The following is a 12678-nucleotide window of genomic DNA, read 5'->3' as shown; positions in this document are numbered from 1 at the left end:
TCTCCTAAAGCGGGTGTCGCAGGTTCGAATCCTGCCGGGGGCACACGATTAAGGGCCAGTTCCGGGGCATGTTCCCCCGAACTGGCCCTTTGCGTTGATCCCAGGTCCCGGCCGTCGCACCCAGTCCGAGGTGATCAATCAGTCCAAAATCTTTCGATTGGCTCTACTTCGGCGCCAGGGTCACCGGATTGGCTGGTCACAGGGCACTGAACAGTGCACTGAAAGGTAAGGAGTTCCCATGCCAGAGCTGATCGGCTTCATCGCGGCGTCCCTGGTCATCATCGTCGTGCCCGGTCCCGATCTGGCCTTGCTGCTGGCCAATACAGCCAGATCAGGACAGCGCGCGGGCATCGCGACCGCTGCGGGGATCATGCTCGGGCACGCCGTACTGGCCACAGCCGCCGTGGCGGGTCTGACAGCCTTGTTGACCGCCTCGGAAGTCGGCTACGCGGTCGTGCGCTTCGCCGGTGCCCTCTATCTCATCCACCTCGGGGTCAAGGCCCTCATCGGCTTCGTCCGCATGCGGCGGAACGGTGGCGACGGCACCCCGACGCATCAGGACGCCCAACCCACTCAGCCCGCCACGGGACGCGTCACGCGTGTCTGCCTGCGACAGGGACTGATCAGCAACCTGCTGAACCCCAAGGTGGCAGCCTTCTACCTGTCACTCTTCCCCCAGTTCGCCCTGCCGGGCATGACGACAACTGCCGCGCAGAGCACACTCGCCGGCGTCTTCTGGATTCTGTGCCTGCTCTGGTTCGCGCTGGCGCTCGTGCTCCTTGCCCGCGTCAGGGTTCTCCTGCGCCGCCCGGGCGTCCAGCAGTGGCTTGCGGGAGTGTCGGGCGTGAGCCTTGTCGGCCTCGGAGCGGCTCTGGGGCTACGTGGCTGACAGCTCGGCCGAGAGCCGGTCAGGCGTTCTCGCTCCTCAGGCGAATGTCGCAGGTCCGACGTCGTTGGCGTCGCTCGCCGGCTTCGGGCGTGCACGCGAGGCCCCGGTGGCCAACAGGATCCCCGTCAACACGGCGGCGGAGGCCGCCGATCCCGCGGCCGTTGCCCGAACGCCCTGCGGCACATCATCCCCCGCTCTACGCGTCCCGTCGTCCATCACGCATACGGTGCGCAGAGTGAGGAACTGGACGTCATAGTCCACGGCTCCCTTCAACTGCTCCCTGCAAGGGTGGTTGTACGGAAACGGCGCCGAGTCCGCCCCGCCGTCCTGCGCCACGGCCACGGTCGACATCAACCCCATGGCTCCCCATGAGTAGGCGGCCGTGGCCGTGGCCGCGCAGGCAAAGGCGGCGGCCACGACGGGACGGCGCCAACCGCACCCGGACCAGCGCGGGTCCCCCGGCAAGGCCATTCCGAGGCCCCGGATCAGCAGGAACAGGACCAGTGCGACGGCCGCGAGAAACACCACTGGTATGAGGAGGATCAAGACGGCCCTTTCTCCCGGGCTCCGCGATCAGCGTCGGCAGACGAGGATGCCGCCCAGACAGTAAATCTCGAACGACCCGTGCCGGGCGATGTGTTCATCCAGGATGACGCGGGCCCGCTCGATCGTGGCCTCGAAGGGCACGTCGTGCTGGTCCGCCCATGCCCGGTACGAGGCCAGGTGCGCGATCACGGGTTCGGCGTCGCGGACGGTGATGGTGCCGGGCAGGTCGATCGTCTCGATGCGGCCGAACTCCTCGCCGAGGAAGGCCGGGGCCTTCTCCAGGGAGAACCGGGCGCTGAGCGAGATCCGTGCGGGACCGCAGCCGGTACCGAGGACATCACCGGCCGCACGCATCCACAGCTCGTCCAGCTCGACCTTGTCACGCTCACTGTTGGTGGACGCGACCAGCAGGCCGTCGGTGGTCACGACGCGGGACAGTTCCCGCACTGCCCCAGCGATGTCCGGATCGCCGAGTCCGCGCTGGCAATGGCCTGCTGGACGTGGGCACGACCACCGATGGCCAGATGCGTCGTCCCGGCATACGCGAACTGCTTGGCCACCGGAAAGGCGAAAAGGCCCGGCACCTCATCGTGCCCGGGCATCCCCTCCCGAGAGCGTTCCGCATCCGCCAACGCGATGGCGGCACCCGCCTTGTCACCTGCTATCGCGAGTGAACGCGCCTCCAGGCTCGCGAGGCGAGCACAGATGCTCCCTTCCGCTCCATGCCGGCGCCCCGCCCGGGCGAGCAGGGCCGCCTGCTCATATCGACCTGTCCAGTAGGCGATCAGGGACTCCACCGCCCGCACCCAGGCCAGCATCCCCTCGTGCCCGGCCGCGTCGGCACACGCGCGGGCGGTACGGGCATGAGTGGCCGCCGAGAGGACGTCCTCCGTGACCAACAACACCATCTCGCGCCAGAACACCCAGGCACTCTCAGTACCCGTCACAGCCTCGCCATCATGCGCGGCTCTGCAGGGGCACCCCAGGCAACCATCGCCGCGCTCCAAGAGCTCCTCCCCGATCAAGAGCGCATCCTGGGCCCTGGTCACCCCGGAGTCCTGGAGACCTTCGAGGCCCTCGGCCACTGGCAGGGCATAACGGCGATGCCCAGGCGGCCGGCGACACCTATCAGGCGCTACTGACTCGCATCGAACGCCACCTCGGCCCTGATCACCTCGCCACACTGTCGGTACTCGACAAGCTCGCCATGTGGCGCGGACGCGCGGGTCATCCCAGGGAAGCTGTCCGCCTCCTCACTCGGATGCTCGTGGGCACACAACGCTTCGTAGAGCCTGGTGATCCCATCATCATCACCATCAGCAACAACATCGACTACTGGCTAAATCAGGCCGACATGAAAGAACGCTGCCACCGACGTTGAGAGACTCACCTCCACGGGTTGCGTCAAGCCACAGTCGCGCCCTGAGTCCGGTGAGTGCCGGGTCCGCAAGGCATTGGCCTCCAGAACCGGTCGTCGGTCTCGGATAGTTGTATTCCATCACCGCCGAAGCCTCCTTGTGTACCGGACAGGTCGGAACACATTCGGCACACATGACCATGGGAAACCCCGCGAAAACGCGAGGACTACGGATGCGGGATCCCTCAGGCCAGACGCACTTAGACCGGCGTTCACGCAGTTCACGCCCTCGACAAGAGAGATCCCCTAAAGCAGGGGTTACAGGTTCGAATCCTGCCGGGAGTGCAGAGAAACATTTGGCCAGAGGCTCTTCCGTCCGATGGACGGAAGGGACCCTGTGGCCACAGCACGCATACGGACACGGATTACTCCAAAGGCCCTAAACCCTGGGAGCAGCAGTCCTGGTTTGACGTTTGGGATGCCTCATTGGTCATTCAGCGCGCTCTTCAGCGCCCGCAAGCGTTCATCCCATGTACAGATCAGTCCGTGAAAGCTACCCGCGCTGCGGCTACGAGCCGACTGCAACCGGGACTCCGCCAGGTGCAGCCATCCACGCTGTCGTCCACTCTCACCGGGGAAGGGAGAGGCGGAGGCCGTGAGTTCCGCGGCCCACGTGATGGTTTGCCCACGTAGGAAAGCAGTGTCGACCTTCTCCTGACCATTTAGAGCCGTCTCCATCACCCTGCGCCCGTCGAAGCAGTTGTAGGCACGCCAAGCGCTGGCACGGGCCGCTTCCGGATCATGCTCCGCACTGAGGATGGAACGCCGTAGGTAGAGGCTCCCCAAGGACCTCAGGACATCGACGTCGGTGAAGTGCTCTTCCAAAAGGTCGTCCACCGCGAACGACTCTTGGGGGTCCGTGGACTTTTCCCAATCCCCGGCATCCGCGTGGTCTCCCACCTCGATGTCGGCATTCCCACGCGTCTCCACGGCCACTCGGTTCCGGCGCTCATTGAGATAGCGGCCCACGTTGCCGACGTAGTTGTCGCCGATGAGCTCGGCGAACTTGGAGTCGGCCACGTCCCAGTCCACCGGCCTGTCCAGTTCCAGGGCGATACGCGCGGACAGCAGGGACACACGGTGCGTCTGCGAGTGGAGTCCGGCCACCTCCCCCAGGTATTCCGAAGCCATCCGCAACGCCGACTCGCGTTCCAGGGCCGTCATCCCCTCCTGGTAGAGCGCCTGGCTCAGCAGACACTCAGAAGCGTCGACCAGACCACGGCGGCGGCGGTCTCCGTCCCTCTCCTGCCGGGCCGCCTCGGCGTGCAGTTGGGCTGCTTCGCCGTACTCCCAGATGTAGCGGTGGTAGAACGCGCGGGCCCGCATGACGTCCAGGTTCCGCGGGAACAGCTTCTCCGCTTTGTCCAGGAGTTCCCAGACGGGTCTGTGATCGACTTCGTGTGGGTGCTTACCGTAGATCGCGCTCCAGCGTTGGTACTCACGCCTGATTCTGAGGCGGGCGTCGTACAGGGACCATGTGGGGCCGTAGACCCGCTCGTGCGCCTGCAGCGTGTTCCAGCGCGCCCGGTTGACCTGGTCCGCCCGCACCTGCTCCGGAGAACGGCCGGTGTTCCAGCTCGTGTGCGGGGCCAGCTCCTTCACCGCGACCGGCAGGCTGCCCTCCCGTCGCCAGTCGCTGTCCAGGCACCACAGGTGAAGCAGGGACATCGACTGGTTCCCATACCGTTTCTCCTGACCGCTGTCGAGCCAACGGCGGATTTCCTCGACGGCCTTGGCATGCTCCGGAAGCAGGGTGCGACCGCCCCCGTGCCAGTCCTGCATGGTGCGGAGCAGACGGAGCCAGGTCTTGTACGCGTGCGTGGAGGGGAATTCCTTCGCCGCCTTCCGGGCTATTTGGACGCCGTGCCGGAGGCTCTTCCGCGCCGCGGACTGCTCGTTGCGCTCTCGCTGTACGTAGGCCAGGAACGCATGTGCCTCCGCGAGTTCGATCATGCTGCCCGCGCCCATGGCGGCGACGGGGCCCGCCCCCTGGCCGGAGTCCCAGTCTCGATCGTGCAGGAGGGCAAGGACTTCCCGGGCGCCCGCGTACTGCAACTCCGAGTCGGCATGCCGGGCGTGCACTCTGCGCAGGAAGCTGGCAGCCTCGGCGAGCAGGGGCATCGCCCACTCGTCCCTGGGCCCCCAGACATCCTCAAGCGTGGACAGGGTCTCCTCGGCCAGGTTCAGCCGCTCTCGGTCCTCCCGTGTTTCCTGCGCGTACGAGTACCCGCTCGTCAGGAGATTGCGTGTCCACTGCTGCAGGCGCTCGGGCATGTCGGCGGCCAAAAGAGAGTTCTCGCGGGCGAGGTCGTAGGCCGAGCGCACGGCAGTGCGCCGCTCGTCCGCGGTCACCGCGGTCACCCGGCGCAGTCCTGCCATGCGGTAGCTGAGCCAGTTCCGGGTCTGGCGGGCCCGCGCGTCCGGCGCCGGGGGGAGTGTTTCAAGGAGCCGCTCACTCAGCTGGAGCGTGGCACCAGCGCCAACTCTGTCGTCGGCGACAATCTGAGCGGCGGCCGTGTTGAGGGTCCAGGAGACTGACCAGAGCCGGTAGTTCAGCCGGTAGTCGGTCCGGTCTTCGTTGTGGGCCGCCAGTTGCCGCGCCAGCCGTTCGCGGGCGGGAACGATCTCGGCGAGCACGCGAAGGCGACGCGCCCCGTGGAAGCCGCACTGGTCGACCGCGCGCAGCACGTGCCAGGGTACGGCCTCGCCGCGTGCTTCCAGAAGGGATACGGCGTACTCGAACACGGAGAGGAATATCTTCCCGGCGTTCGCCTCCTGTGCCGATGCACGGGACGCAAGATTAAGGCGGCCGGCGGCGGCGTACAGCTCATCGATCCGCTCCCACGGCTGTACGGCGCCGACCCTGGACTCTCTGCCGTTCGCCGCACCGTCCTGACCGGTGTGCGGGCTGCCCGCCACGGCCGTAGGTGCCGCTGCCGTCTCCTGTGGGACCGACGGCAATTCGGCGGGCGGGACTATATCAATAGTCTGCGCCACCGGGAGCAGGAGCGCGTCCGTGTACTGGCTGTTGACGTACAGGCCAAGCCGGTGGCGCAGCCCTGCCAGCACATCGGGGACATGGCGGTCGAGCCATCCCGTCGCCCGGCGCAGCGCCTCGATGACATGAGGCACGTCTTCCGAGACTCCGTCCGCCTTCCCGTCCGGCAGCACGGCGGACCCCAGCAACCGGGCCGCGGCGGTGAGCCGCTGGTCGAGGTCGTCAAGGGCTCCCTCTGCACCGACTTCGGCGGCGGGACGTACGGTACGCAGCAGATCGGACCTGAGCGCCTCCCTGCTGACCGGGCTGACCTCCAGGCAGGGGGCGCGCCCGGCCGCGGGCGCCGAGTCGGCGGGCGAGCGCCAGGGGACGAGGACGCCCTCGTTGAAGAGCACCCGCAGCGCGTTTTTCGGCAGTCCCACACGCTGCAGAACGTCTGCGGGGAGAGGCAGTTCGTCCACGATTCCCCATACGGTGAGAACGGCCTGCCCTTTGGCCCGGTCCGCGCTCCCCACGGTGGACCAGGCTCTTTCCAGTGCGCCAGCGATGGTCGGCTCCGCGGCCTCCATGAGGGCTTGGTCGAAATCCTCGGGCGCGACCTCCTGAGCCGTTCCGGAGTCGGTGTCGAGCCCGGCGAGGAAGTTCTCGAAGCTGCCTCTGCGGTGTTGCCGGGAAACGAGACGGACGGCGCGTTCGATGATCCCAGGGCGGCGCACTATCTCGTCGTAGCCCACCAGTTCCAGCGCCTCAACGTCCATGACGAGGTTCTCGCCGGTGAGCCAGTCACGGATGAGTAGTTGTGCGTCAGGGGGGGTCAGCGCGGGCACGTCGAACGGCCGCCAGAGTCCCCCGTCGATCTGGACGGAGTCGGTGGTCTCCACGATGACGGCGGCCCGCTTGAAGACGTCCTGTCTGAGCAACTCGTTTATTTCCGTGCGGAGTTTGGGACTCGTGAGGTCGATGTGGGACGCCTTGATGACGAGGATCAGGCTTCCGCCCTTGACCTGACGAGGCAGGACAAGGCCGAGCAAGCTGTCCGTCCTGGGTTCGACCGTCGCCGAGAGCTCGCTCTCGTCCAGGGTCTGGTGCAGGGCTCTGGCGATCGCCTCCAGCAGCGGGCTCTCGGCCGCCGAGCTGGGCTCGATCTCCAGCACCACGGGCGGGAGAGGAAGCTGTCTCAACGAGTCGGCTTTGGCCACGAGCGCGGTGAGCAGCGCGGACTTGCCCACCTGCTCGCGTCCTGTCACGGGCAGGACCTTGCCCACATGGACGAGTTGATGCGCCTCTCCCAGCAGCGCGTCGCGGCCAAGGAACGGAATCGGGAGCGGCAACGGGTCGGGGCCCAGGTACCGGATCTTCTCGGCCTGCACCGGCGTCCGGGTGTCGCCACTCCCCACAGGGCCCGAGAGGTCGGCGGCCTTGAAGGGTTTTTCGTAGCGTCGGTTCTTCACCCAGGGCAGTTCGCCGACCGGGGATCCGTTGGTGACCGGCTGCGGATGCTTCTCGGTCGTGAGCAGCCCGTCGATTTGCGTGAGGAGTTGCGCAGGCGTCCAGAACTCCTGATCGGATGGGCCGCCCTTCGTGAGGCAGCTGATCAGGGCCCCTCCGAAGGCCGTGAACTCATGGTCCTCGGGCGACTTGGCGGTACGGTTCGCTTCGCAAGCCGCGATGACGTAGCAACCCTCGGGCGCCTCTCCCGCCACGTGCTGCTCGAAGGGTAGGGCGCCCATGGCCAGTCCGGCATGGCAGCAGTCGATCAGCGCGAGCTTGGTCTGCGCACGCCCTTTGCCCACTTCCCTCATCAGGTGGCCGAATTCGAGCATGGAGCTCGGCATACCGGCCGTGGAGTACAGGAGCGGCAGGAGCAGCTGTCCGTTCTCGTTGACACCGTGACCCGCGAAGTAGAGGACGAAGCAGTCCTCCGCCGCCTCGGAGTCCGCCTCGACGGCCTTGAGTATTTCCTCACGAGTCCACTCGTGCGCCTTGATCACCCTGCAGTGCGCGTTGCTGATCCCCCACACGGCAGGATCGCGCAGCCGGTCCTTGAGCGTTTCGGCCGTGCGCACCACTGCGTCGAGGTCGGTGAACGCGCTGTTGTTGAAGACACCGGACGCGATGAAAACGGCTCGTGACTTCTCCGGGGTAGGCAGCTGGGCGTTCATGAACTACTTAAAGGCACTAGGAAGTTCGCGAAGTATCGCCTCAGCGGCTTCGGGATCGAGTGCCTGGATGGTGACCGTCCGGGTGCCGTCGGGAGCGTCGACGCGTTCGATACGGAGCGCCGGCCTGTCCTCCGCTGGGCGGGAGTCGACCCTCGATCTCCAGTAGTCGATGAGTGACTGCGCCAGTACGCCGACCAATCCCGCGTCTATAGCAAATTGCAGGCAATCTGCCAGCAATCCCATGTCTCCTGGGCGTGTGGGTGCGTGCTCGCGCCGGATCAGCACGCGCCGCAATGCGCGTTCAGACCGAAGCCAGTCCTCCAGTGCCCCTAACTCGTCCGCATCCGCATCCACCAGACAAAGCGTGATCTGCACCTGTCCCCCTGAGTCAACAGCCCGCCAAGTGCCGCAGGTTACCAGGTAGGAAGCGGGAGACGAACGGCTTCACATCGGTTTCCCCAGCCACCAACAGCGCGATGCCCGGAGGGCACCTCCGGGCACCCCGGCCAGAACGGATTCAGCACACACGAGGACGGGAAACACCGCGAAATCGCGAGAACGACGGAGGGTATTTTCCCAGACCAGCTGCCCTACGGTCGACGTTTCCGCAGGTCACAGCCCTACCCCAGGAAACTCCTAAAGCGGGTGTCGCAGGTTCGAATCCTGCCGGGGGCACCGCACAGTAAGCCGCCTTCCCGGGGTTTCTCCCCCGGGAAGGCGCTTTATTCGGCCTCGGACTCCTCGTCCGGGGCCGTTTGCGTGAGCGATGCGTGAGCGGACGGAGAGTCTCGCCCCTAATCCCTCCCAATGGATCAGCACCATCCGGCACGGACTCCGGGCCGGGCTTCTCCTCGCCATCGGGCTCAGACTCCGGCTCGGCAACGACGCGTTCGGAGGCGGCGCGTAGGGCGGGCGCGTGCGCGGGGATGGTGATGAGGGCGAGCGCCGTGGCCAGGATCGCGTACGTGGTGCGCCAGCTGAAGTGGTCGGCGAGGGCGACGGTGATGGGCGCGAAGACGGTGGAGGCCAGACCGCCGGCGAGGGTGATGACGGTCAGGGCGCGGACGCGGTGCGGGCCCCACCAACGGGTCACTGCGGCGAAGGCGGGCTGGTAGAAGGTGGCGGCCATGGCGGTGCCGGCCAGGAACCAAGCGGCGTAGAAGAGGGGCAGGCTGGGCGCGGTGGCGATCGCCGGCACAGCCGCCACGGCGAGTACCGAGCCGAACGTCATGACCCTGTGCGGGCCGCGCCGGTCGAGGACGCGGCCGACCGGGATGCCGACGGCTGCGGAGACCAGCAGGGCCAGGGAGAAGGCACCGGTGGTGGCGGCCGTCGACCAGCCGGTGTCCGCTGTGATGCGGGAGTTCAGCACCGGGAACGCGTAGTACGCGATGCCCCAACTGGTGATCTGGGTGGCGCACAGGGCGGGCAGGACTGCGCGGGGCCGCGACGACCGGTGATCCGGTTCGGCGGCCCCGCCGGTGTGAGGGTTCGTCATCGGAGGAGTCAGCAGCAGCCGCTGCCTGCCGCGGCCTCGGCGGGCTCGCTCGGGCTCGCGCAACAGGGGCTTTGAGGCTGCTTGGCCAGGGTGTCGGCGTCGGCCTTGACCACGTACACCTCCCAGGGTTCCTGGCCGGGGCCGTGGACCCAGACCTTGTCCTGGAGGGCGTAGCAGCAGGTGGTGTCGTTCTCCACCGCGGTGTCGAGCCCTTGGCCGGCGAGGCGGGTGGTGGCCGCGTGGACTTCTTCGGAGGAGGCGACCTCTACGCCGAGGTGGTCCATGCGGGTGTCCTGGCCCGCCTCGCCCTGGATGAGGACGAGCTTGAGCGGGGGCTCCGCGACGGCGAAGTTGGCGTAGCCGTCGCGGAGTTTGGCCGGTTCGGTGTTGAGGAGCTTGCTGTAGAAGGCGATTGAGGCGTCGAGGTCGGACACGCGCAGGGCCAGTTGCACACGGGACATGGTGGTCCTCCTGTTGTGATGGGTGGCGCGGGCGTGGTGCAGGTCAGCAGCCGCCGGAGGCGGGAGCTTGGGTGGCGCCCGGGGCGCCGAGCTGGATCAGAGCCGGAGCCGGGGCGCAGCAGCCGCCGCCGTCGGCCTGGTCGGCGTCCGGGGTGTCGAAGAGGCCCGCGCCGCCGCACACGCCGGTCTCGGGGAGGGTGAGTTCGACGCGGTTGGCGGATTCCTCGTCCCCGGCGAGCGCGGCGACGACCGAGCGGACCTGCTCGTAGCCGGTCATGGCGAGGAAGGTCGGCGCGCGGCCGTAGGACTTCATGCCGACCAGGTAGACGCCCTGTTCCGGGTGGGACAGCTCGCGGTGGCCGTGCGGGTAGACGGTGCCGCAGGAGTGCTGGTTGGGGTCGATCAGCGGGGCCAGCTCGACGGGGGCTTCGAGGCGCTCGTCGAGGTTCAGGCGGATCTCGGAGAGGAAGGACAGGTCGGGGCGGAAGCCGGTGAGCACGATGACCTCGTCGACCGGGTCGAGGCGGCGGCCGTCCTCGGCGACCAGGACCAGGCGGCCGTCCGCGTCCCGCTCCACGGCGTCGGTGCGGAAGCCGGTGACCGCGTCGGCGTGCCCCTCGTCCACGGCGGCCTTCGCGGCCAGGCCGAGGGCGCCGCGGGCGGGCAGCTCGTCGGCCTCGCCGCCGCCGAACGTGGAGCCGGAGATGCCGCGCCGCAGGATCCACACGCCCTTGGTGCCCGCGCCGTCGTCGGCCTTCGCCAGGTCGGCGAGGTAGGCGAGGGCCGTGAACGCGGAGGCGCCGGAGCCGATGATCGCGGTGCGCTTGCCCGCGTAACGGGCGCGTACGGCCGGGTCGTTGAAGTCGGGGACGCGGTACGTGATCCGGTCGGAGGCCGCGCGCTCGCCGAGGGCGGGCAGGCCGCTGCCGCCCGCCGGAGACGGGGTGGCCCAGGTGCCGGAGGCGTCGATCACGGCGCGGGCGAAGACACGCTCCTCGCGACCGTCGGCGTAGGCGATGTGGACGACGAAGGGCTGGGCCTCGCGGTCGGCGTCGACGACGCGGTCGCGGCCGGAGCGGGAGACGCCGGTGACGGCGGCGCCGGTGCGGACCTTGTCGCCGAGGACGTCGGCGAGCGGCTGGAGGTAGTCGTCCGCCCAGTCGCCGCCGGAGGGGTAGGTGTCCGGGTCGGGGCGGGTCCAGCCGGTCGGCGCGAGGAGCTTCTCGGCGGCCGGGTCGACGACCTCGCCCCAGGTGGAGAAGAGGCGGACGTGCGCCCACTCGCGCACGGCGGCGCCGGCCTGCGGGCCCGCTTCCAGGACGAGCGGTTCGAGGCCCTGCTCGACGAGACGGGCCGCAGCGGCGAGTCCGATGGGACCGGCCCCGATGACGACGACGGGGAAGTCCTCGGTGCCGGTGGTGGCAGGTGCGGTCATGGCGGCGACTCTCCTCGGCTTGCTTCGATTGCTGTCGATACAGGAGAGCTTGCCTCTCGTATCGGCGAGTGTCAATATAGACGTATGTCGAAGTCTGGAGTGGTGGAGCTTCCGCTCGTGGAGCCGGACAGTTCGGGTTCGGAGGCGGAGTCGGTGGTGCCGTGCTGCCCGCCGATCACGGCGGGCGAGCTGTCGGTGGCCGACGCCGAGAAGATGGCCGCGATGTTCAAGGCGCTGTCGGACCCGGTGCGGCTGCGGCTGTTCTCCAAGGTGGCCTCGTACGCGGGCGGCGAGGCGTGCGTGTGCGACATCTCCGACGTCGGCGTCTCGCAGCCGACCGTCTCCCACCACCTGAAGAAGCTGAAGGACGCCGGGCTGCTGACGTCCGAGCGGCGCGGGACCTGGGTGTACTACCGCGTCGCCCCCTCGGTGGTGGCGGCGATGTCGGCCATGCTCGATCTGCGCGGCTAGCGGTCGGCCGGCTGCGGTTCAGTCGCCGCAGCCCGGCGGGCAGCAGCGTGCCAGGTACGACTGAAGGTCGGCGATTCGTCGGCTCATGGTGGCGCCGTCGGCCCGGTAGTAGACCTGCTTGCCCTCGCGCCGGGAGACGACCAGGCCGCCGCGGCAGCCTGAGTAACCGCGGCAAGCAGTCCGACATCGTCGCCAGCGCGCACGTGGTCGAGCAGATCCTCGATCGCGTGCTGCCTCGGTGGCGCACCGAGGTCCCTGCCGACCGCAATAAGCGCATCAATCGCTGGTACCAGCACCGCGAGGCCGCGCAGCGGGCCGACGTAGCCCTCCAGCGGGACGCGGAAGTCCGCGAGCGCCTAGGTGACGACTCGCCTCAGCTCAGCGCCGCGACCATGCACCCATGGGTTTGGAGTGGGGCCCGCTCGCTGTGGCAGAGCGGTCATTTCCGCGAGGCAGTCACGGCGGCGGCCAGGAAGGTCAACGCGGAGACACAGAACAAGGTCGGTCGCCGGGATGTGAGTGAAGCGGCCTTGTTCCAGAACGTGTTCTCCAAGGATGACCCCAAGCCAGGGCAGCCGCGCCTGCGACTCAGGGTCAATGACGGCAGCGAGACCTTCCGCAGTGTTCACCGCGGAGCCGCCACCTTCGCCGAGGGGTGCTTCGCAGGCATACGCAATCCCAACAGTCACGAGGACGGACTGCCGGAACTGCCGGAGAACGAGGCGTTGGAGCAGCTCGCAGCCTTCAGCGTGCTCGCACGCTGGGTGGACGCCGCCACCTTGGAGACGTGAACGCGGCGGC

General features: G+C 68.0%; 11 protein-coding genes and 1 pseudogene. 4 read left to right on the top strand and 8 right to left on the bottom strand.

All coding sequences use genetic code 11. The annotated features are described in order from the left end of the window. Positions 1-238 precede the first annotated feature (238 nt). Positions 239-889 (top strand): LysE family translocator, encoded by a 651-nt coding sequence (locus tag ACY34M_RS40010; RefSeq protein WP_462723401.1) that lies wholly within the window; start codon positions 239-241, stop codon positions 887-889. Positions 890-925: 36 nt separating this feature from the next. On the opposite strand, the gene ACY34M_RS40005 is transcribed toward ACY34M_RS40010, so the two are convergent. The 3 genes and pseudogenes from ACY34M_RS40005 to ACY34M_RS39995 all read right to left on the bottom strand — a co-directional run bounded on the left by ACY34M_RS40005 (position 926) and on the right by ACY34M_RS39995 (position 2358). Continuing rightward, entirely contained in the window at positions 926-1435 is a 510-nt protein-coding gene (locus ACY34M_RS40005) for a hypothetical protein (protein WP_462723400.1), read from the bottom strand. A 27-nt stretch (positions 1436-1462) separates the two neighbouring features. Then, positions 1463-1897 (bottom strand): annotated as a pseudogene (locus tag ACY34M_RS40000) (class I SAM-dependent methyltransferase); the annotation flags it as partial. Then, positions 1858-2358: a hypothetical protein gene (locus ACY34M_RS39995; protein WP_462723399.1), complete on the bottom strand. Its 501-nt coding sequence runs from the start codon at positions 2356-2358 to the stop codon at positions 1858-1860. The gene ACY34M_RS39995 and the pseudogene ACY34M_RS40000, both read right to left, overlap by 40 nt. A gap of 161 nt (positions 2359-2519) precedes the next feature. Here ACY34M_RS39995 and ACY34M_RS39990 point away from each other — a divergent pair, with 161 nt between their 5' ends. Beyond that, a complete protein-coding gene (locus ACY34M_RS39990; protein ID WP_462723403.1) occupies positions 2520-2816 on the top strand; it encodes a tetratricopeptide repeat protein in 297 nt (98 codons plus the stop codon). 459 nt (positions 2817-3275) lie between these two features. Here the strand turns inward: ACY34M_RS39990 and ACY34M_RS39985 are convergent, their stop codons facing one another. From ACY34M_RS39985 to ACY34M_RS39965, 5 genes are all read right to left on the bottom strand, one after another. Then, positions 3276-8012, bottom strand: coding sequence for a caspase, EACC1-associated type (locus ACY34M_RS39985; protein ID WP_462723398.1), 4737 nt, complete (start codon positions 8010-8012; stop codon positions 3276-3278). Between the two features lie 3 nt (positions 8013-8015). Then, positions 8016-8387 (bottom strand): effector-associated constant component EACC1, encoded by a 372-nt coding sequence (locus ACY34M_RS39980; RefSeq protein WP_462723397.1) that lies wholly within the window; start codon positions 8385-8387, stop codon positions 8016-8018. A gap of 142 nt (positions 8388-8529) precedes the next feature. Then, positions 8530-9510 carry an MFS transporter gene (locus ACY34M_RS39975; protein ID WP_462723396.1) on the bottom strand — a complete coding sequence of 327 codons (981 nt, stop codon included), beginning with the start codon at positions 9508-9510 and terminating at the stop codon, positions 8530-8532. An 8-nt stretch (positions 9511-9518) separates the two neighbouring features. Then, on the bottom strand, positions 9519-9971 hold the full coding sequence (locus tag ACY34M_RS39970; RefSeq protein WP_462723395.1) for an ArsI/CadI family heavy metal resistance metalloenzyme: 453 nt from the start codon (positions 9969-9971) through the stop codon (positions 9519-9521). 43 nt (positions 9972-10014) lie between these two features. Beyond that, positions 10015-11406 (bottom strand): NAD(P)-binding domain-containing protein, encoded by a 1392-nt coding sequence (locus ACY34M_RS39965; RefSeq protein WP_462723394.1) that lies wholly within the window; start codon positions 11404-11406, stop codon positions 10015-10017. Between the two features lie 84 nt (positions 11407-11490). On the opposite strand from ACY34M_RS39965, the gene ACY34M_RS39960 reads away from it, so the two are divergent. Together ACY34M_RS39960 and ACY34M_RS39955 are read left to right on the top strand one after the other, a co-directional pair. Next, the gene (locus tag ACY34M_RS39960) at positions 11491-11877 is read left to right on the top strand and encodes an ArsR/SmtB family transcription factor (protein WP_462723393.1); all 387 of its coding nucleotides are present in this window, start codon (positions 11491-11493) and stop codon (positions 11875-11877) included. Between the two features lie 203 nt (positions 11878-12080). Continuing rightward, positions 12081-12668, top strand: coding sequence for a TIGR02391 family protein (locus ACY34M_RS39955; RefSeq protein WP_462723392.1), 588 nt, complete (start codon positions 12081-12083; stop codon positions 12666-12668). Positions 12669-12678: the final 10 nt, after the last annotated feature.

Source organism: Streptomyces sp. EDA2-14, from assembly GCF_054963755.1.
This window is presented reverse-complemented; position numbering and strand designations above follow the sequence as displayed.